Annotated in this window: 12 protein-coding genes; 2 read left to right on the top strand and 10 right to left on the bottom strand. The window is 69.0% G+C overall.

Annotation, left to right across the window (positions count from 1 at the left end; translation table 11 throughout):
• Genes PIQ37_RS03900 through PIQ37_RS03890 form a run of 3 tightly spaced genes read right to left on the bottom strand, consistent with a single transcriptional unit; the run spans position 1 to position 5,824 of the window.
• Positions 1–1,692, bottom strand: a complete 1,692-nt coding sequence (locus PIQ37_RS03900) for a glycoside hydrolase family 43 protein (protein ID WP_342072442.1) — start codon at positions 1,690–1,692, stop codon at positions 1–3.
• Positions 1,692–3,671, bottom strand: a complete 1,980-nt coding sequence (locus tag PIQ37_RS03895) for a sialate O-acetylesterase (protein ID WP_342072441.1) — start codon at positions 3,669–3,671, stop codon at positions 1,692–1,694. Before PIQ37_RS03895 ends, PIQ37_RS03900 begins: the two co-directional genes overlap by 1 nt.
• Positions 3,668–5,824 carry an alpha-glucuronidase family glycosyl hydrolase gene (locus tag PIQ37_RS03890; RefSeq protein WP_407136860.1) on the bottom strand — a complete coding sequence of 719 codons (2,157 nt, stop codon included), beginning with the start codon at positions 5,822–5,824 and terminating at the stop codon, positions 3,668–3,670. The genes PIQ37_RS03895 and PIQ37_RS03890 overlap by 4 nt, the downstream gene beginning before the upstream one ends.
• A 96-nt stretch (positions 5,825–5,920) precedes the next feature.
• On the opposite strand from PIQ37_RS03890, the gene PIQ37_RS03885 reads away from it, so the two are divergent.
• Complete coding sequence (locus tag PIQ37_RS03885; RefSeq protein WP_342072439.1) at positions 5,921–6,979, top strand: LacI family DNA-binding transcriptional regulator; 1,059 nt, start codon at positions 5,921–5,923, stop codon at positions 6,977–6,979.
• 14 nt (positions 6,980–6,993) lie between these two features.
• On the opposite strand, the gene PIQ37_RS03880 is transcribed toward PIQ37_RS03885, so the two are convergent.
• The 7 genes from PIQ37_RS03880 to PIQ37_RS03850 all read right to left on the bottom strand — a co-directional run bounded on the left by PIQ37_RS03880 (position 6,994) and on the right by PIQ37_RS03850 (position 19,044).
• Positions 6,994–9,534: a glycoside hydrolase family 3 protein gene (locus tag PIQ37_RS03880; protein WP_407136859.1), complete on the bottom strand. Its 2,541-nt coding sequence runs from the start codon at positions 9,532–9,534 to the stop codon at positions 6,994–6,996.
• Positions 9,535–9,556: 22 nt separating this feature from the next.
• Complete coding sequence (gene xylA / locus PIQ37_RS03875) at positions 9,557–10,891, bottom strand: xylose isomerase (RefSeq protein ID WP_342072438.1); 1,335 nt, start codon at positions 10,889–10,891, stop codon at positions 9,557–9,559.
• Between the two features lie 42 nt (positions 10,892–10,933).
• Positions 10,934–12,466: a xylulokinase gene (xylB, locus tag PIQ37_RS03870; RefSeq protein ID WP_342072437.1), complete on the bottom strand. Its 1,533-nt coding sequence runs from the start codon at positions 12,464–12,466 to the stop codon at positions 10,934–10,936.
• Positions 12,467–12,490: 24 nt separating this feature from the next.
• Complete coding sequence (locus PIQ37_RS03865) at positions 12,491–14,020, bottom strand: tryptophan halogenase family protein (RefSeq protein ID WP_342072436.1); 1,530 nt, start codon at positions 14,018–14,020, stop codon at positions 12,491–12,493.
• Positions 14,021–14,033: 13 nt separating this feature from the next.
• Positions 14,034–15,035, bottom strand: coding sequence for a cupin-like domain-containing protein (locus tag PIQ37_RS03860; protein ID WP_342072435.1), 1,002 nt, complete (start codon positions 15,033–15,035; stop codon positions 14,034–14,036).
• Positions 15,036–15,055: 20 nt separating this feature from the next.
• Positions 15,056–15,814, bottom strand: coding sequence for a SapC family protein (locus PIQ37_RS03855; protein WP_295974709.1), 759 nt, complete (start codon positions 15,812–15,814; stop codon positions 15,056–15,058).
• Positions 15,815–15,909: 95 nt separating this feature from the next.
• Positions 15,910–19,044 carry a TonB-dependent receptor gene (locus tag PIQ37_RS03850; RefSeq protein ID WP_342072434.1) on the bottom strand — a complete coding sequence of 1,045 codons (3,135 nt, stop codon included), beginning with the start codon at positions 19,042–19,044 and terminating at the stop codon, positions 15,910–15,912.
• A gap of 403 nt (positions 19,045–19,447) precedes the next feature.
• On the opposite strand from PIQ37_RS03850, the gene PIQ37_RS03845 reads away from it, so the two are divergent.
• Positions 19,448–20,425, top strand: a complete 978-nt coding sequence (locus tag PIQ37_RS03845; RefSeq protein ID WP_342072613.1) for a LacI family DNA-binding transcriptional regulator — start codon at positions 19,448–19,450, stop codon at positions 20,423–20,425.
• Positions 20,426–20,675 lie beyond the last annotated feature (250 nt).

The raw sequence follows: 20,675 nt of genomic DNA, 5'->3' as shown, positions 1-20,675 counted from the left end.
TCATTTGCTCCTGGAGGCGCGCTCGTCGCGCGCGAAAGGACCGAGCAGGGCGCCCACGAAGCCGCCTGCACGATCCGTACTCAACACCGTCCCGTCGACATCATCGGCGAGGGTCTGCCAGCCTTGCCCCGTGCCGGCGTCGAAGGCGAACGCGTACTTTCCTTCGTCACCGGAGATCTTCAGACGCAGCGCGCTGGACGCGTCCAGTTCGCGGCTGGCCAGCGTCCTGGTTGCGCCCTTGCCCGCGCGTGCTTCGAGGAAGACCGTCACGCGACTGCGGCCCACGCGGCGCACGCCAAGGAAGTACCACCAATCCTCGTTCTGGAACGCCGCAAGCCCTGCAGCCACGCCCGCCGCCGGCCGCGTCAGTGCGATGCTGGCCTTGAAGCGCAGGTGCTGCTGGCGGCGCCCCAGGAAGGCGGGGTTGCGTAAGGTGTCCAGGTTCTCCGGTAGCGGATGCACGGCCAGGCTGCCCGGACGCGTGCGCAGGTCCGCCCAGTCCCGCTTAGGCACGCGCACGCGCAACCAGCCGCGGCCGAGCGTCGGCGCGTCGAACTCGTCGCGCTCGACGAAGTTGCCGGTGGACGGCGCCTGCGACGCCTCGCCCTGCATCCACGACGGCGCCTTGACCGCATAGGGAATGGCCTGCCCGGCCGGCAGGATCACCGGCCAGCCGTCGCGCCACTGCACCGGCAGCAGGTAGGTCTCGCGCCCGGTGTTGTAGTGGCGCACGTCGTAGGTGCGGCTGGCCAGGAACACCGCCCACCAGGAACCGTCCGGCCCTTCCACCATGTCCGCATGCCCGGCATTGGCGATCAGCAGCGGCCGCTCGTCGGGCAGGTCGCGCTGGGTGAGGATGGGATTGCCTGCGTACGGCTGGTAAGGCCCCCACACGTCGCGGCTGCGCAGCACCACCTGGGAGTGCTGCGGCCCGGTGCCGCCCTCGGCATCGGAGAGGTAGTACCAGCCGTCGCGGCGATACAGGTGCGGCCCCTCGATCCAGATCGGGTTCTTCGCCGGCTCCACGCCGCCGTCGATCAGCACCTTGCGCGGCCCCACCGGAGTGAAGGTCGCCAGGTCGAGTTGCTGCATCCAGATCGCGCGATGACCTTCGTAGCGCGGGCGGCCGGGCGGCACGTCGTTGTTGAGCAGGTAGACGCGGCCGTCGGCGTCGAAGAACAGTGACGGGTCGATGCCACCGATGCCCGGCAGCCAGTGCGGATCCGACCAGGGCCCGGCGGGATCGCGTGCGGTGGCGATGAAGTTGCCGCCGCTGTCCACGGCTGTGGTGACCACGTAGAACACGCCGTCGTGGTGGGCGATGGCCGGCGCGAAGATGCCGCGCGACACGCTGAGGCCATCGAAGTCGACTTGCGTCGGCCGGTCGATCACGTTGCCGATCTGTTTCCAGTGCACCAGATCGACACTCTCGAACACCGGGATGCCGGGGAAGTAGGTGAAGCTGGAATTGACCAGGTAGAACCGCCCGTTCGCGCGCACGATGCTCGGGTCGGCGTGGAAACCGGCCAGGATCGGGTTGCGGTAATGTCCGGCAGGCAAGGGCGCATCGAAGGCCGCGTCGTGCCCGGCGTAGTCGAACCAGTCGAAGTAGACCGGTGGCGCAGGTGCCGCCCACAGCGGTTGCAGCGCAGCGGACAACAGCAGGAGGGCCGTGGCGAGCAACGGGCGCATCAGGGGCCTCCTTCGGAGAGTGAGAGTTCGAACGGTCCTGCCGGCGCACCGGAACTGTCGCGCAGCGTGCAGACCGGGCCGTCGGCCCAGCAGTAGCGCACGCGCGCGGCGGCGGCTGCCTGGGGACTGCGCAGGACGACGGTGTGCCCGTCCAGCGCCGCGTCGGCATACGTGCAGTGCTGCGCCTGGGCATCGCAGAGTTCGAAGCCGATGGGGCCGCTCGCCCCGGTCGTGACCAGGCGGCCTTCGACTTCGTCGAAGGCGATGCGCACCCCGGCCTGCGTGCGCGCTGCCGTGCGCGGGATCGGGCCGGACGGCGCCAGCGCGCGCTCGCCGTAGACCACGTGGCGCGCCACCCGCGCCAGGCGCCGCCCCAGTTCCTGCTTGTTGGGCGGATGGATGTCGTAGGCATCGCCGATATCGATGGCCACCGCAAGCCCGCTGTGCGGGTCTTCGGCGGCGACGCGGCGCTGCGCCTCGCGCACCTGCGCCCAGCCACTCTCCGTCGGTGCCTGGGGCGGCAGGCCGTAGCCGGCGAGCTGCACCACCAGCAGCGGCATCTTTGCACCGAATTGACGGCGCCAGTCGTCGCGCAAGCCACGCAACCGCGTTGCATAGGCCGCGCCCTCGCCGGTGTTGGATTCGCCCTGGTACCACAGCATGCCGCGCAGCCCGTAACGCCCCAACGGCGCGATCATGCCGTTGTACAAGGTCGACATGCCGGAGGCCGCGTGCCACGGCGCCAGCGGCGGGGACTGCAGATCGGGCGCCACGCGGTACTGCCAAGGCGCATCGAGGACGATCCGCGTGCCATCGTCCAACTGCACGGCATGGGCGCTCGCCGGACCTGCCAACCCGCCCTCGCCGTAGGTATCCAGCACGTTGACGACCACCGTGTTGCTGCCCGCCTTCAACAGGCCGGGCGGGAGCGCATATCGGCGTGGATCGCTCGGTGCGTTCTGGCTGCCCACGGCCACGCCATTGACCCAGGTCATGTCCGTCTCATCGACCGGCCCCAGCACCAGCCGTGCACCCTGCGCCGCCTGCGCGGCGGTCAGGGTGACCTGCGTGCGGTACCAGACCATGCCGTTGTAGTCGGCGAGCGCAGGCACGCCCCAGCGCTCCCATGCGCCGAGCGCCGTCGGTGCGTCCTGCCACCCGGTGTTGTCCGTGCCGGGCTGCCAGGGCGTATCGCCCGGCGTGGCACCGGCGCGCGTGGCCCACCATTGCTGCCAGTGCCGGCCCCAGCGTGCGCTCGCGGCGACGGGGTCGGTCGCATACAGCGCCAGCACGTCCAGCGCCTCGTCCATGCCGCCCTGCGCGCGCAGCGCATCGGCGCTGGTCCAGGCCTCGATCCGCGCGCCGCCCCAGGCCGCCTGGATCAGCCCCATCGGCACCTTGACCGTCTTCTGCAACTCGCGTACGAAGTAGAAGCAGGCCGCGGAAAACTCGCGCACCGTCTCCGGCGATGCGGATTGCCACGCCACGGCGGCCGCGAACGCACCCTGCGGCGTGATTGCCGCGGCCTTGGGCACGGTGAACAGACGGATGTTCGGCCGGGCGGCCGCAGCCAGTTCGCGGCTCGCATCCAGCGCGCGCCACACCGGCAGTTCCATGTTCGACTGCCCCGAACACAGCCAGACATCGCCCAGCAGCACATCGCGCACGACCTGGCGATCCCGTCCCGCGCGCACTGTCATGTCGTAAGGACCGCCGGCAGCGATGGGCTTGAGCGTGGCACGCCAGCGGCCGCCGGCATCAGCGCGTGCGCTGACGGACTGCCGGGCGAAGGTCACCGACACCGTGGCACCCGGCGCGGCGTCGCCCCATACCGGCAGCGGCCGGTCGCGCTGCAGCACGGCGTGATCCTGGAACAGCGGGTGCAACAGCGGCGCCGCCGCATGCTGTGCCATGCAGGGCGTGGCGCAGCATCCCAAGGCCGCCGCCAGCAGCCAGCCCCTCCACATGGTCGGCTTCATCGTCCATCTCCGGGTGCGGAAGGAAACTGCAGCGCCTGGTACCAGGCCAGCGGATGCGGCGGCGGTGCTTCGCCTGCAGGCAACGGCCGTCCGCTTACCGACTGGAAGTACGCCACGCTGGCATCGCGCCACCACTGCGCCTCGCGCAACTGGATGCGCAGGAACGCCACCACCTGCGCGTGCCGTTCGTCGTCCACCTTGCCGCGCAGGCCGTCCCAGGTGGCCTGCATGGCCTGCACCTGGCGCACGCCCAGCGCATAGCGGCCGACCAGCTCGTCCCATAGTGGGAGCCCCGAGGCCATGCGGTGGTCCCACGGCACATGGTGGAACCACAGCAGCAGCGGCTCGGGCACCTGCGCCAGATCGCCGTACACGGCGGCCACCTCGGGCGCGTACTGGCTCACCGCATTGCTGCCGCGCGCGGTGCGGTCGAAGCCGATGCCATCCCGATCGGCGCGGTGGTAGTACACCGCGGTCCAGTCCGCGCGCGGGCCGCCATCCACCCAGGGGCCGGGGCCGTAGTGGTGGCCGCGCGCCATCAGGTGGTGCAGGCCCAGCGGGGTCATGTAGTTCACCGCGGCCTCGCGCGAACCCATCATCATCCCGACGATGGGCTGCACCACCTCGGACGCCGGCGAAAAGGTCATCGCCGCCCATTCCGCGGCGATCGCGCGGGCGGATTGGTGCGGATTCCAGGCCAGGCGGCCGAAGGCATACCAGTTGGCCTGGTCGAAGTGCGAGCCGCTCCAGGTGCGGTCGTTGCCGAGGTTGGCGACGCCGGCGATGCCGGTCAGGGCATGGCCTTCCAGCGAGCCGTCCACCACCTCCGCCACCGTGGAACCCGTGCCGCGGGCATGGGTGTCGGCCTGCAGCACTTCCTCGTACAACGGCCCCAGGTACACCAGGTGCGTGGCGAAGCCGAGATACTCCTTGGTGATCTGGAATTCCAGCATCAGCGGCGTGCGCGGCATTGCGCCGAACAGCGGGTGGAAGGGCTCGCGCGGCTGGAAATCGATGGGGCCGTTCTTGACCTGCACGATCACGTTCGGGCGGAAGACCCCGTCGAGGCCGACGAACTCGGTATACGCCTGCATGGCGCGGTCCACCGGCACGTCGTGGGCGTAGACGAAGGCCCGCCACATCACCACGCCACCGTGCGGCGCCAGCGCATCGGCCAGCAGGTTGGCGCCGTCGGCATGCGAACGGCCATAGTCCTGCGGGCCGGGCTGGCCTTCCGAATTGGCCTTGACCAGGAAGCCGCCGAAATCCGGAATGCGCGCATAGATCTCGTCGGCCTTGTCGCGCCACCAGCGCTGCACGGCCGGGTCGCGCGGATCGGCGGTGTTCAACCCGCCCAACTCGATGGGGGCGCTGAAGCGTGCGCTCAGGTAGACGCGGATGCCGTAGGGCCGGAACACGTCCGCCAGCGCCGCCGCCTTGTCGAGGTAGGACGGCGCCAGGCTCTGCGCGTTGGCGTTGACGTTGTTGAGCACGGTGCCGTTGATGCCGATCGAGGCGTTGGCGCGCGCGTAGTCGGTGTAACGCGGGTCGCGCCATTCCGGCAGGCTTTGCCAGTCCCACAGCGAGCGGCCCGCATAGCCGCGCTCGACGTGGCCGTCCAGGTCGTCCCAATGGTCGAGCACGCGCAAGTGGATCCGTGGCGACTCGCGTTCCTCAAGCGTGTCCAGCGACGCGCCGGTCTGCAGCAATCGCAGCAGATGGAACACCCCGTACAACACGCCGATGTCCCGGCGTCCCGCCACCAGCACCACCGCGTGCCCATCGATACGGGCACGCTTGAGCAGGTAACCCTCCTCGCCCAGCGACGCGATCTCCTCGCGGAACGGCGCGAGCGGTGGCGACGACTGCGGCGTGCCCAGCATCACCGCATGATCGCCGCTTGCGGCCGCACGCGCCGCCGGGGCGCGCCCCAGCAGGCCGGTGAGTCCACGCACCAGCTCGTCTCGCGCCACGCGCTGCGTCGGCGTCCGCGCCGGCGCCACCACCTCGTCCAGGCGCGCGGCGTCATCCGCACCTGCGGCGCCTTGTGAGGGCAGGTAACGCAGCCACAGCGCAGCGCCGTCCTCCGCGCGCACGCTGCCCGCGCAGGCCATCAACGCCATGGCAGCACACGCCATCCACTGACACCGCATGACATGCGGACGGCGCCCAAGCGCCGCCAGCAAACCTTGTAAGCTGACGGCGTACCCGCGGCGCGGCAGCGTCAGGAACAACAAAGGGAACGCGTTTTGGACAAGCCGAAGAAAGCGGTCCGCCGCAAGACCAGCGGGGTGACGATCGACGAGGTGGCGGCCTTGGCCGGGGTCTCGCCGATGACGGTGTCGCGCGCGATCAACCAGGGCAAGGTGCGCGATGCCACGCGCGAGCGCGTGATGCGCGCGGTGCGCGAGCTGGGTTACACGCCCAACCTGGCGGCCAGTTCGCTGGCCGCCGCGCAGCACACCCGCATCGCCCTGATCTACACCAATCCCAGCGGCGCCTACCTGCGCGAACTGCTGGTCGGCTTGCTGCGCGTCGCGTCCAACGCCGCCATCCAGTTGGTCATCCACTACTGGGAAGACCTGGACCCCGACGCCGAGCGCAAGGCCGCACGTGCCCTGGGCGGGCGCGTGGATGGCGTGATCCTGCCGCCGCCGTTGTGCGAATCGCAGGCGGCGGTGAGCGAACTGGTGAAGGCCGGCATCCCGGTGATCGCGATCGCCGCCGGGCGCCTCAGCGACGCGATCTCCTGCGTGCGCATCGACGACTTCCATGCCGGCAAGGAGATGGCCGAGCATCTGATCCAGCACGGCCACCGGCGCATCGGCTTCATCCGCGGGCGCCAGGACCTCAGCGCCAGCGCGCGGCGCTACGAGGGCTTCGTCACCGCGCTGCAGGAGGCCGGGCTGAAGGTCGAACCCGGCCTGGTCCAGCAGGGCGACTACACCTACCGCTCGGGGTTGGCCGCCGCCGAAAAGCTGCTGTCGCACCGACGGCCGCCGACGGCGATCTTCGCCAGCAACGACGACATGGGCGCGGCGGCGATCTCCGTCGCGCACCGGCGCGGCCTGGACGTGCCGCGCGACCTGTCGGTGGTCGGCTTCGACGACACCTCGGCCGCCACCACCGTCTGGCCGGAGCTCACCACCATCCACCAACCGATCGCCCCGATGGCCGATGCCGCCATCGACATCCTGCTGCGCAGCATCCGCCGCAAGCGCGACGACGCGCGCGTGTCCAGCGACCACGTGGTCCCGCACCGGCTGGTGCTGCGCGGTTCGGTCGCCGGCCCACCCAAGGGACACTGACGCAGCACGCATGCTCACGCGCTCGGGCATGCGACGGTGCTCTCCGCTTCGTTCAACGCGCCGAGCGCCACCCGCGACACCGACAGCGTCATCGCGCCCGCCGTGGTCAACGCCCAGGGGCGGTCCAGCTTGCTCAGATCCGCGCCGGCCGCCGCCAGGCACTTGAGCGGCACGCCCACGCGCGTCCACTGGTCGACCGGCAGGGCTGCCAGCGTCGGCCCGATCGCCACCCGCGCGGTGCAGCCGCTGCCGCAGCCGACCGCCAGCCACGCCTCGCCCTGCGGGGCGGCGTCCACGCGCAGCGTGGTCACCAGCATCAGGTCGCCGTTGCTCTCGCGCTGCAGGTCCAGCGGCGTATGCGACTGCAGCGCGACCACCGCCTCGCGCCCGCCCGACCAGGCGAGGCGGCGGCCATCCTCCTGCGCCAGGTGGTCCACGCCGGTGACCTTCAGCAGCGCGCCGTCGAGCGATTCCGGCACGCGGGTGACGGTGACGCCCTGGCCGGTGCTGCCTTCCAGGCGCAGCGCCATGCCCGGGCCGGCCGCGCCGCGGACGAAGAACACCCCGGCCGCGCCTTCGTTGCCGGTGAGGCCGGACACCTCGGGCAACCTGGCCAGATTGCCGCTGTCGGCATAGCGCAGGCCGAAGCCGAAGGCGAACAGCGGGTCGTAGCCCTTCTGTCCCACGTTGTTCGCGTATTGCGTCGCCGTGCGCGGCCAACTGAAACTCAACTTGCCCTTGAAGTCGTGCTGCACGCCGCCCTGCGGGTTGCGCAGCAGCACGTCGGCGATACCCGCACCTTCCGAACCCGGCAGCCACGCCGCCACGAAGGCATCGGCGGCATTGAGTTCGCGGTTGACCCACAGTGGGCGACCGCTGAGGAACACCGCGACCACCGGGATGCCGTCGGCCTTGAGCCGCCTGATCAGCGCCAGGTCGGTGTCGTCGCCCGGCTTGTACGCCAGGGTCGGCCGATCGCCCTGGAACTCCGCATACGGGTTCTCGCCGAAGACCACCACCGCCACGTCCGGCTTGGTGGTGTACGTGCCGTCGACCGACAGCACGGCCTCGCCACCTGCGGCCTTGGCCTGCTGCGCGAGGCCTTCGTAGATGGTGTCCGCGTTCGGGAAGTCCTTGCGGGTAGTGCCGGTGCCCTGCCAGTTCAGCGTCCAGCCGCCGGCCTGCTTGCCGACGTCGTTGGCGCCGTCGCCGGCCACTAATATGCGCTGCGTCGGCGACAGCGGCAGCACGCCGCCCTGGTTCTTCAGCAGCACCAGCGACTCGCGCACCGCCTGCCGTGCCACCGCGCGATGCGCCGGGGCACCGATCAGCGCGAACTGGCCACCGACCGCACGCGACGACGGCTTGCCCGCCTCGAACAGGCCCAGCCGCATCTTGACACGCAGGATCCGGCGCACCGCATCGTCCAGGCGCTGTTGCGAGATGGTGCCGTTTTTCGCTGCCGCCAGCGTGGTGGTGTAGAACCCCTTCCAGCTGTCCGAGGCCATGGCCATGTCCAGGCCGGCGTTGATGGTGGCGGGGCAATCGGTGGGGGTGCAGCCCTTGACCTGGCCGTGGCCGTTCCAGTCGCCGACCACGAAGCCGCCGAAGTGCATGCGCCCCTTCAGCGCATCGGTCAGGTAGGCCTTGTGGCCGTGCATCTTTTCGCCGTTGACGCTGTTGAACGAGGCCATCGCGGTCTGCGCGCCCGCGGCGATCGCCGGGGGATAGCCGGCGGCGTGGATGCGGACCAGCTCGGCCTCACCGATCCTGGTGTCGCCCTGGTCGCGGCCGTCCGTGGTGCCGCCATCGCCCAGGAAATGCTTGACCGAGGCGATCACATGGCGGCCATCGAGAAAGTCCGGCGATCCCACCTTGCCCTGCAGTCCCTCGACCATCGCCCCCGCGTAGCTGGCCACCACGTCCGGCGACTCGGAATAGCCCTCGTACGTACGCCCCCAGCGGTCGTCCTGCGGCACCGCCACGGTCGGCGCGAAGGTCCATTCCATGCCGGTGGCACGGGTCTCCAGCGCGGTGATTTCGCCGATCCGACGCAGCAACGCCGGGTTGCGGGTCGCCCCCAGGCCGATGTTGTGCGGAAACAGGGTGGCGCCGACGATGTTGCTCTGCCCGTGCACCGCGTCGATGCCGAACAGCACCGGAATCGCCTTGCCGCCCTGCGACGTGTCCATCGACGCCGCATAGAACGCATCGGCCAGCGCCAGCCACTCGGCTGGCGCGGCATCGTAGCGGCCGCCGGGATCGGAGTTGCCGCCGGCCAGGATCGACCCCAGGCGATATTTGCGCACATCCTCCGGGGTGAGGCTGCCGATATCGCCCTGCACCAGTTGGCCGACCTTCTCCTCAACCGTCATGGTGGCGATCAGGTCGCTGAGGCGCTTTTCCAGCGCGGGATCCTCGGGCAGCGGCCAGGTCACGTTGGGCCAGGCGCTGGCCTCCGCCGCGGCCTGGACATCGCCCTTGCACACGGCAAGCGCGAGCAGCAGCGCGGCCAGCAGCGCGCCGGTGTTGCGTGTGGAATGGGTGTCGGTCACGGCGCTCTCCTTGCCGCCGCGCTCAGCGCAGCAGGTACTGGTTGATCAGGTTCTCGTAGCGCTCTTGGCGGCCGCTGATCTGCCGCGGCTCGCCGCCCTTCGCGCCCAATGCGGCGAGCTCGGCGAGGCCGAGCGTGCCACGCGCGAACTGCTCGCCGGCGCCGCTGTCGAAGCTGGCATAGCGCTCCTGGCGCCACTGCTCCCAGGGCGAGTCGTTGAGCAGCGCATGGGCGACTTCCAGCCCGCGGGCGAACGCGTCCATGCCGCCGATGTGGGCGATGAACAGATCCTCCAGTTCGGTGGACTCGCGGCGCACCTTGGCGTCGAAGTTCAGGCCGCCCTCCAGGCCGCCCTGGCGCAGCACCACCAGCATGGCGCCGACGGTGTCGTACAGGTCGGTCGGGAACTGGTCGGTATCCCAGCCGTTCTGCGCATTGCCGCGGTTGGCGTCGATGCTGCCCAGCAGGCCGTGGTCGGAGGCGACCTGCAGGTCGTGTTCGAAGGTGTGGCCGGACAGCGTGGCGTGGTTGGCTTCGATGTTGAGCTTGAAGTCCTTGTCCAGGCCGTGCTGCTTGAGGAAGCCCGCCACCGTCGCGCTGTCGAAGTCGTACTGGTGCTTCATCGGCTCCATCGGCTTGGGCTCGATCAGGAAGTTGCCCTTCAGGCCGATGCTGCGGCCGTAGTCGCGCGCCATGCTGAGGAAGCGTGCGAAGTGGTCGAGTTCGCGCTTCATCTGCGTGTTGACCAGCGAGGCGTAGCCTTCACGACCGCCCCAGAACACGTAGTGTTCGCCGCCCAGTTCCACCGTCGCCTCCAGCGCCGCCTTGACCTGCACCGCGGCGCGCGCCACCACGGCGAAATCGGGATTGGTCGCGGCACCGTTCATGTAGCGCGGATGCGAGAACAGATTGGCCGTGCCCCACAGCAGCTTCATCCCGGTCGCGTCCTGGCGCGCCTTGGCCAGGCCGACCATGTGCTTGAGGTTCTTCTCGTACTGCGCGGCATCGTCGGCATCCGGCGCCAGGTCGATGTCGTGGAAACACCAGTACGGCACGCCGAGCTTGGTGAAGAACTCGAACGCCGCATCCACCTTCGCCTCGGCGCTGGCCATCGGCGCGCCGACCTCCCACGGGAAGTGGCGCGTCCCCGGGCCGAACGGATCCTGCCCGGCATTGCAGAAGGTGTGCCAGTAGCAGACTGCGAAACGCAGGTGATCCTGCATGGTCTTGCCGCCGACGACCTTGTTCGCGTCATAGACCTTGAAGGCCAGCGGGTTGTCCGAGCCGCGGCCTTCGAAGGGGATGCGGCCGATGCCGGGGAAGTATTCCTTGGCGCCGATAAAGGGCTGGGTGTGCATGGTGTGGGTTCCTGTCGTGGTGGGAGGGGTCGCGAAAAGGGATCAGCCGCGGAACAGCGGCATGCTGGCGTCGAGATGGCGCAGGAAACGCGCATAGGCCGCGGCATAGGCCTGGGTGCGCGCCGGATCCGGGCAGGCGGACCGTTGCGGATCCACCGCCACGTGCCGCTGCGCGATGTCGGCGATCGAGGCGGCATCGCCGCGCGCCAGGCCGATGGCCCACAGCGCCTGCAAGGCCGCACCGAACGCCGCGCCTTCCGGCTGCGTGGGCACGTCCACCGGCAGGCCGAACACATCGGCCACCAGCTGCCGCCACGCGCCGCTGTTGCTGCCGCCGCCGGTCAGCACGATGCGCTCGAACTGCATGCCGGCGCGCACGAACGCGTCGAAGCCGTACTTCAGGCTGTAGGTCGCCCCTTCCATCGCCGCGCGATAGAGGTGGGCCGGGGTCATGTTGGCCGTGTCCAGGCCCGCCAGCACGCCCTTGCCCAACGGCAGGTCCGGCGTGCGCTCGCCATTGAGGAACGGCAGCATCACCAGGCCGTCGGCACCGGGCGCGGTGGCGTGCAGATGCGCGTCGCCGTCGCGGGTGCTGAAGCCGAACGCGGCGGCGACCTGTTCGGTCGCCACGGTGCAGTTCATCGTGCAGATCAGCGGCAGCCAGCCGCCGGTCGACGAGCAGAACGCGGCCCACGCACCGTCCGGATCGACCACCGGCGTGTCGGAGTAGGCGAACAGGGTGCCCGAGGTGCCCAGGCTCATCGCCAGGCGACCGGGCACGACGCAGCCGGTGCCGATGGCCGCCATCATGTTGTCGCCGCCGCCGACGGCGACCTTCAGCGTCGTCGGCAGGCCGAACAGGCTGGCCGCGGCCGGGGCGATGTCGAACAAGGCATCCGGCGCGGCGAAGCGCGGCAGGCAGTCCGCCAGGTCGCGCTGCGGATCGGTGGCGCGCAGCAGCTCGGTCGACCAGGTGCGCGTGCGCACGTCCAGCCAGCCCGTGCCCGAGGCGTCGCCGTATTCGCAGAAGCGCTGGCCGGTCAGCACGAAGTTGAGGTAGTCGTGCGGCAGCAGGATGGTGGCGAGCCGTGCATAGGCGTCGGGCCGGTGCGTCTTGGTCCAGGGCAGCTTGGAGGCGGTGTAGCCGGTGAGGATCGGATTGCCCGCCAGCGCGATGGTGCGCGCCACGCCGCCGACCGCGTCCATGATCTGCGCGCACTCGGCCGCGGTGCTGGTGTCGCACCACAGCTTGGCCGGTGCCAGCACCTCGCCTGCCGCATCGACCGCAACGAAGCCATGCTGCTGGCCCGACACCGCCAACGCGGCGAGGCGCGAGCGCAGCGACGGATCGATGGCCTGGAAGCAGGCCTGCAGGGCCGCGACCCAATCGGCCGGGTTCTGTTCACGGCTGCCGTCGGCGGCGGAATGCAACTCCAGCGGCGCACTGCTGCTGGCCACGACGCTGCGCCCGACCGGGTCGTAGACCACGACCTTCAGGCTCTGCGTCCCCGCATCGATTCCGGCCACCAGTTCCCGCTCTTCCACGTCGCCTCCACTTCTAGTTAGCGCTATCATTTTTGGACAACAGCGTGTGTGCTGTTACGCCAGGGAAACACTCCGTTGCCAGACGTCCGGCGACGCCTTGCAATAGCGTTCGATGAATTCCGCCTGCGATGGCATCGCCGCACTCGCCTGCTGCAGCGGCTGGCGGATCCGCGTCAGCAGCGTGCGCAGGTCGGCGTCGTCGAGGGTGGCGGCCAGCGGGTGCGGCGGCCCCGGCTGGATACCCTGCCCCAGCAACACGCTGGTCCAGGAGTCCACGCGGAACAGTTCGCCGGGGTCCTGCCAGGCGTGCGCGCGCTCGCGCCAGGCGCGCAACCGGATCGCCAGCGACTCGGGCAGCGCCATCTCGCGGCAGGCTTTCCACATCGGCTCGTCGCGCTGGGTGGCGTGGTAGTGCAGGATGATGAAGTCCCGCACGTGCTCCATCTCCTGGCGGCTGACCGTGTTGTACAGCTCCACCAGCGCCGGGCTGATGCCATCGCTTGGAAACAGCTGGATCAGCCGCACCACGGCACTGATGGTCAGGTGGATGCTGGTCGATTCCAGCGGCTCGATGAAGCCGCTGGCCAGTCCCAGCGCCACCACGTTCTTGTTCCAGGCCTTCAGCCTGCGCCCGCTGCGGAACGGCACCAGCCACGGATCGCGCAACGGCGGGCCGTCGACGTCGCGCAGCAGCTTGGCGTGCGCCTCGTCGTCGGACATGTGGCGGCTGGAGAACACCAGTCCGCAGCCGACCCGGTGCTGCAGGGCGATATGCCAACGCCACCCGGCCTCGTGCGCGATGGCACGGGTATACGGCACCGGCGACGCAACCGCCTCGGTCTGCACCGCGACGGCGCGATCGCTGGGCAACCAGTCGCGCCAGTCCTCGTAGCCGGTGTGCAGGGTCTGCTCGGTCAGCAGGCCGCGGAAGCCGGTGCAGTCGATGAACAGGTCGCCCTCGATCACCTGCCCGTCTTCCAGCAGCAGCGACGCGACCGAGCCGTCGTGCGCATGCTGTCGCACCTCGCGGATCTGCCCTTCCACCCGGCGCAGGCCATGGCCTTCGGCCTTCTTGCGCAGGAATTTGGCGTAGAGCGCGGCATCGAAGTGATAGGCGTAGTTGACCTGCGGCTGGGTCTCCAGCGAGAACCTGTCCGCACGCGAGGCGACGCTTTCCAGGCAGAAATCGCCAAGGTCCGACGGCATGCCGCGGCGCAGGCTGTCCAGCCAGAAATGATGGAACGGCGTGGCCCAGGTGCCCTGCCCGATGGTGCCGAACGGATGGATGAAGCGATCGCCGGGGCGGCGCCAATGCTCGAACGAGATCGACAGCTTGAACGTGCCGGCCACGGCGCGCAGGAACTCCTGCTCGTCGATCTGCAGGAAGCGGTGGAAGGTGCGGATCGGCGGTACGGTCGATTCGCCGACGCCCACGGTGCCGATCTGCTCGGACTCCACCAGGGTGATGTCCAGGCGATCGCGGAACTGGTGCGCCAGCGCGCAGCCGGCCAGCCAGCCCGCGGTGCCGCCGCCGGCGATGACGACCTTGCGGATGCGTCCGTCCGTTGTGTTGGCAAGGTTCACGGCAAGCTCCCCATCAGCGATTGAGCCGCGCCAGCAACTGCGCACGCGTGCGGCGCGCGCGTGCCTCGTCGAACGGCGCCAGTTCGCCCCGGGCGGCCTCGGGCAGGTGCTGGCCTGCACGTTCGCCGGGGCCGAACACGTAGTAGTCGAACAGCTTCGCCCAGGCCTGCTTCTCGCGCACCGGCAGATCGCGCAACGCCCACATCGCGTGCTGCAGCGCCGTCAGCGGCGAGGGCAGGAACGCCGGCGCACTGCGCCACCAGTAGTTCACCAGCACGTTGAACGGCGCCAGGCTGCGCACGTGGTGCCACCACATGCTGGGGATGAACAGCGCATCGCCCGGCTCCAGCTCGACGTGCCGTGCGCTGGCCAGCGCATCGCGGAAACGCGGATAACGCGCGAAGTCGGGGCGATCGACATCCACCACGCTGACCACCTGGCCGCCCGGCGTCGGCTCCAGCGGCCCGGGATACAGGTTGTCGATCTGCCCCGGCGGAAACAGGGTGACGCGGCGCCGGCCCACCGCACAGCAGGCCAGGTTGTCCGGCGTGTCGAAATGGCAGGACGCGGTCACCCGGTTGCCGATCCAGATGCTCGGCGGCGCATCGATGCCCTGCCCGGCCAGGCCGGCGTCGTTGGCCTGCGCGAACCCCGGCAGCGCCCGCTCGATCGGCAGCGACGCGACATAGTAGGTGGGCGGCCGCGGATCCTCGAAGGTGGCGGCGATCGCCTCCAGCACCTGCGTCAGCGGTCCGCGGCGGACCTCGAAGTTCAATTGGGTGAAATCGGCTTTGTAGAACGGGCGTCCCTCGATCCCGGGTTCGCCGAAGGAATACGGAACTGGCACGCCCGTATCGAACCCTCGCAGGTAGGCCAGGGCGTCCTGCGTGGAGCGCAAGCCGGCCTGGACCAGTCCCCAGTCGCGCGCGATGCCGCGCACGACCACCGGCTCCCCGGCCGCCACCAGCGCCTGCAACGGCAGGGCCGTGGGCTGCACGCCTTCCAGTGTCCGCATGGCTGCGCCGTCCGGCACGCTCAGTTCCTGCCTGCCGCGCCGGCGGCATCCTGCAGGCGCAGGCGTCGCTGCTTCTCGGCGATCAGGCGGCGCATGTTGTGCAGCGAGGCCAGCATCAGGTACGCGCCTTCCAGATAGCCGGCGCGGTTGAGCGCGGCCAGCGCGGCGCCGTCCAACTGGGCCAGGCGTTCGCGGTCGATCGCGTGCAGGCCGTTGACGCCGACGCGGTGCTGCGCATCGAGCTGCACGTCGAGCGCGACCGGCTGGATCAAGCCGTGTGCATCGAGCGCAGCAAACATCTCCGCGCCGAATGCATGGCCTTCGTGGATTCCGCGCAGCACGCCGGCGATGTGGTCGAGATAGGGCGTGTTGCCGCCCTGCGGCAGGAATACCGGCTCGCCCTGCATCGCCGTCACCCGCGGATGCTCCATGTCCACGTGCAACACCGCGTCCTGGGTCAGCACGCCGTCGATGCGCTGCTCCTGGAAGCCGATCAGGAACGGCCCCTTGGCCGCCGCGCCGGGGAGATAGGAGGCCATCCAGCGCCGGTCCTGCAGGAACAGGTTCTCGTGCTGCTCGAACCCCAGCAACGCAACGGACTGCCACTCTCCCGTCGCTGGATCCTTGCGCAGGAAGATCGGATATTCCCGCTGCAGCTCCGCGTACTCGCTGGGGTAGGCCGGCACCATGCCCACCGCGTCGCCGAACTCCGGGCCGAAGTCGGTGGCCACGCGCAGGTCGCGATGGGCGATGTTGTTGAGCATCTCGTAACGCGGCATGGTGATGCGCACTCCCCTCTGGAGCCCGGCACGGGGCACCGCCGCAATCGCAGCGGCGCCCGTGGCGACATGCGAAGAGAACCTCTCCGCCTTGTTCAGAACTTGTAGCGAACGCCCAGCATATAACGCGGGCTCTGGTCGGCCAGCTTCACGATCATCTTCGAGGTGCGCGAGCGCCAGCGTACGTCCTCGCCGGTCAGGTTGATCGCCTCCAGCCCGAACGACCAGTGATCGTTCAACGTGTAATTCACGCTGAGATCCCACTGCTCGTAGGGTTCCACATAGTACGGATTGCGGCTGGTGCCCTGGTTGGCCAGGATCAGGTACTGGTCGCGCCAGTTCCAGGCCAGGCGCACCGACCACCCATACTTCTCGTACATCAGCACCGCGTTAGCGGTGTCGCTCAGGCCGGTGAGCGCGAACTGGTCGATGCCCGGGTCGCCACCGTTGTCGTAGCCGACGTCGCCCTTGACGATGGTGTAGTTGGCGAGGATGCCGAACCCGGTGTCGCCGAGGAAGTACTGCCCGCCCAGCTCCCAGCCGTGCAGCTTGGCCTGGTTCTGGTTGATCGGACGGTTGACGTTGAATTCGTACAGCGGATCGTCGGCCTCGCCGTACAGATCGTAGGCCGCTTCGGTCGCCAGCACCTGCGCGCCGGTGCCGTTGTAGGCGGCCAGGCCGGCCGGGTTGTTGCGCAGCAGGGCCAGCGCGGTGAACAGCGAGGTGTCGTTGGCCGAGCAGGCCGCCGCATTGGCCGGGCCGACCTGGGCGAGGCAGGCGCCGCTGGTGAGGAACGCCAGCGCCGACTTCGCGTCCGGACCCGAGGTGGGATCGCGCAGGCCGTACAGATTCTCCTGCACGACGGTGTTGCCGATGAAGTTGTTGACCGACTTGTTCCAGTACGTCACCGACAGATAGCTCGCGTCGGCGAAGTACCACTCCAGCGCCAGGTCGAGGTTGTCGGACTCCAGCGGCTTCAGCGACGGGTTCTGCGCCGTGCCGCTGGCGCGCGAGGACGGATCGATCAGCACCGAGCCGAACGGCTGCTGCGCCCCGGGGCCGGCATACAGATTGCCGATCGGCGCGCGCGCGATGCTCTTGCCGAACGAGACGCGGCCCTTCAGCGTGTCGGTGAGGTCGATGCTGAAATCCAGGTTGGGCAGGATGTAGCTGTACGTGGTCTTCTCGCTGAAGGGTTGCTGCTCGTTGGAGAGCACCACGCGGAAGTCGTTGTTGGACTGCCATTCGATCGCTTCGGGCGTGGCGATGACCGAGGTCGACACCACATCGGTGGTTTCGTAGCGCACGCCGAGCCGGGTATTGGTGCGCCGACCGGCCAGCTCGCCATCCAGTTCGACCTGGAAATACGCCGAGCGGGTCTTCTCCTCCACGAAGTTGTCGGCGGCGCGCTGTGGGCTCACGCCCAGGCCGACGCCGTACTGGCTGGCCGCCCATTGCGCGAGCCGGCCGGCATCGCCCCGCCATGCGGGCCAACTGTTGGCGCTGTAGTCGTCGAACAGGCCCACGATGCTGACCGGCTGCATCAGATTCATCAGGCCGCCGGCAGTGTCCCGGTCGACATTGGCCACGCCCCAGTCGCCCAGGGTGGAATACGCCTCGGCGGCCTGGATGCGATGGGTGGTCGACTTGTTGCTGTCCACGCCGAACTGGAAGCGGCCCTGGTCGAAGCTCCACTCGCCGTCGATGCGGGCCTGCTTGATCTGGCTGATCTGGCTCTGCGAATTGACCCGCAGCACCTGCGAACCGATCTCGCCGGGCACGAAGCCCGGGTTGACCACGCCATTGGCCTTGGCCGCAGCGGCGGCATCGCTCGGATACCAGACCTGGGTACCGACCGGCAGGCCGTTGTTGAAGTTCAGCTCCTGCACCCAGGAGCCGCCGCAGTGCGGCCCGGTGGTGCAGTTGTTGGTGCCGGCGATGCTCATGAAGAGGGAGCCGCCGCCGGTCAGCGGATCGTTCGGACGGCTTTCGTTCTTCGAGTCGTGCGCGTCGAAGCTGAGCTTGAGCCGGTCGGTCACGTTCCACACCGCATTCAGGCCGAGCGAGCCCAGCTTGTACTTCTGCATGCTGCGCTGCTGCTCAAGGCCGAAATCCTTGGTGCCGGCGATCTCGCGGATGTAGGTCGGCACGGCCACCGCGCCGCTGGTGTCGAACGTCACATCGGTGTAGTTGCTGTTCTGCAGCCACATGCCCTGCTCGCCGCGATTCTCGGTGATCTCGTTGGTCGAGTAGGTGTAGTCCAGGGTCAGGGTCAGGCTGTCGGTGGGCGCGAACTGCAGCACCGCCTGGCCGTTGACGCGCTCGCGTTCGAACTCGGAGAACGCATAGCGCAGGTCGTTCGGCCGGGCGTACAGCGCGCCGATCTGCGGCGCATTGACCACGGTCGGATTGCCGGGCATCGAGCCGGTCCACGGCTGCACGTTCCAGTAGTTCTCGGTGGCCTGCACCGAGCCACCCTTGCGCTTCTGGTAGCTCGCGCTCACGCCGACGCCGAAGGTCTTGTCCGGATTGCTGTAGCTGAAGATGCCCGACAGTTCGGGGGTGATGTCGTTGTCGAACGGCTGGCTGCGGTCGGAGACGGCCTTGGCGCCGGCACTGGCGACGATGCCCTGGTGGTCGAACGGGCGCGCGGTCAGGATGTTGATGGTGGCGCCGATGCCGCCGCTGGGCATGTTGGCCTGGCTGGTCTTGTAGACCTCGATGCCATTGATGGCTTCGGCAGCCAGCTGGGCGAAGTTGAAGGCACGGGTACCGCCGTCGACGCCGCCGATGGGGACCTGGCCGGCAGCGCCGAACGCATCGGCTCCCGGCATCTGCCGCCCGTTGAGCGTCACCATGTTGAACTGCGGGCCGAAGCCGCGCGCGGTGACCTGGGCGCCTTCGCCATCGCGCCGTTCGATGGAGATGCCGGTGATGCGCTGCAGCGACTCGGCCAGGTTGGTATCGGGGAACTTGCCGATGTCTTCGGCACTGATGGCATCCACCACGCCCGCGGCGTCGCGCTTGATGTCCATCGCCTGGCTGAGGCTGTTGCGCAGGCCGGTGACCTGGACCGTGTCCAGCTGCGTCGGGCTGCTCTGCGCCTGTTGCTCTGCCGCCGGCGGCGCCTGCGTCGACGCGTCCTGTGCGAATGCGGGATTGATGACCAGGACGCCACCGACGAAGGTGAACATGGCCCTGGATTTGAACTTCGCCAGCGTGCGGCTCATGGACGAGCCCCCAGGTCTGGGCTACGACGAAACATAGAAGCGCTCATGACTCTCCCCTCTGACATGCGATCGATGGATGTACCGCCCCTCCCCTAAGAGGCACGCACGGGCGATGCCCGTCTTCCACGCCGAACATCGCAGCGCGCTCTGCGGTCGCTGCGACTCAAAACTCCGTTTCAGGATTGCCAGACGACGCGCGATAAAGGCTCCCCCCGAGCCCGACTGCCGCTGATTGATAGCGCTATCATCGCGTCACGGCGCAGACTACGCACCCGGGACATCGCTTGTCATCATGCGTCGCAACAAAGGACGGCATTCCTTGAAGAACACCCCCAAAACGACGCGTCGAAGAGCGAACGCCATCACCATCGACGACGTCGCGGCGCATGCGGGCGTCTCGCCGATGACCGTCTCGCGCGTCACCCATGGCCACGCCGGCGTGCGCGAGAGCACGCGCGAGCGGGTGATGCGCAGCGTGCACGCACTGGACTACCGGCCCAACCCGGCCGCCAGCGCGCTGGCCGCAGCGCAGCACACCTGCATCGCGTTGATCTACACCAATCCCAGCTCCAGCTATCTGCGCGAACTGCTGGTCGGCGCGCTGCGCGGTTCCACCCGCGTGGCGGCGCAACTGGTGATCGCCACCTGGGACGGACTGGATCCGCGGGCGCGCCGCGAGGCCGCACGCACGCTCTGCAGCAGCGTGGCCGGCGTGTTGCTCCCGGCGCCCTTGTGCGAATCGAAAGCCATCGTCGCCGTGTTCGTCGACGCCGGGATTCCCGTCGTCTCCATTGCGTCGAGCCGTTTCAGCGACAGGCTGTCCTGCGTGCACATCGACGACCGCCGTGCCAGCCATGACATGGTGTCGCACCTGATCGCGCACGGGCATACCCGCATCGGCTACATCACCGGCGACCCGAACCAGACCGCCAGTGCGCACCGCTGGCAGGGTTATCGGGATGCCCTCGCCGATGCGGGCATCGACTACGACACCACGCTCGTGCAGCCGGGCGACTTCACCTATCGCGCCGGACTTGAGGCCGCCGAACGGCTGTTGGCCCTGCAGCCGCGCCCCACTGCGATTTTCGCGAGCAACGACGACATGGCGTCGGCGGTGGTGTCGGTGGCGCATCGCCGCCGCCTGAAGGTGCCGGAGGATCTGTCGGTGGTGGGGTTCGACGACACCTCGGCGTCGACGATGGTGTGGCCGGAGCTGACGACCATCCATCAACCGGTGGCGGACATGACCGACACGGCCATCGATCTGCTGCTGCGGGAGATCCGGCAGGGGGCTGGTTCCGAGCTCGCTTATGTCGATCATGTTGTGCCGCATCGGCTGGTCGCGCGCGATTCCGTTTCGCGGCCGCTGGTGGGTCGCTAGCTTCCTATCGTCGGGCGCGGACTGGGGGAGAACGTCGAGGAACGTCCGCGCCTCATGCGCGTCGCACAACTGCACCGTCAGCGAATACTGCTGTTGCTGTTGCTGTTGCTGTTGCTGTTGCAGTGGCTTTGGCTTTTGACTTACCGGGTCCCCTTCCGAAGCGGCGGCCATCACGGGGAAAAACCCCGAAGGGGCGGCGCACAAGGACGTGCGCCGTCCGCGGCAGGGGCAGGATGCCCCTTCCGCGGAT

The organism is Xanthomonas protegens, assembly GCF_038442435.1.
Lineage (GTDB): Bacteria > Pseudomonadota > Gammaproteobacteria > Xanthomonadales > Xanthomonadaceae > Xanthomonas_A > Xanthomonas_A sontii.
Note: the sequence above shows the minus strand (reverse complement) of the source record. Positions and strands in the feature narration are given on the sequence as shown.

Coding starts and splice junctions, on each gene's coding strand:
- PIQ37_RS03855 (WP_295974709.1), bottom strand. CDS start 15,814: ATGCCGCGTTACGAGATGCTCAACAACATCGCCCATCGCGACCTGCGC.
- PIQ37_RS03895 (WP_342072441.1), bottom strand. CDS start 3,671: ATGAAGCCGACCATGTGGAGGGGCTGGCTGCTGGCGGCGGCCTTGGGA.
- PIQ37_RS03845 (WP_342072613.1), top strand. CDS start 19,448: ATGACCGTCTCGCGCGTCACCCATGGCCACGCCGGCGTGCGCGAGAGC.
- PIQ37_RS03850 (WP_342072434.1), bottom strand. CDS start 19,044: ATGAGCCGCACGCTGGCGAAGTTCAAATCCAGGGCCATGTTCACCTTC.
- PIQ37_RS03900 (WP_342072442.1), bottom strand. CDS start 1,692: ATGCGCCCGTTGCTCGCCACGGCCCTCCTGCTGTTGTCCGCTGCGCTG.
- xylA (WP_342072438.1), bottom strand. CDS start 10,891: ATGCACACCCAGCCCTTTATCGGCGCCAAGGAATACTTCCCCGGCATC.
- PIQ37_RS03860 (WP_342072435.1), bottom strand. CDS start 15,035: ATGCGGACACTGGAAGGCGTGCAGCCCACGGCCCTGCCGTTGCAGGCG.
- PIQ37_RS03890 (WP_407136860.1), bottom strand. CDS start 5,824: ATGCGGTGTCAGTGGATGGCGTGTGCTGCCATGGCGTTGATGGCCTGC.
- xylB (WP_342072437.1), bottom strand. CDS start 12,466: ATGATAGCGCTAACTAGAAGTGGAGGCGACGTGGAAGAGCGGGAACTG.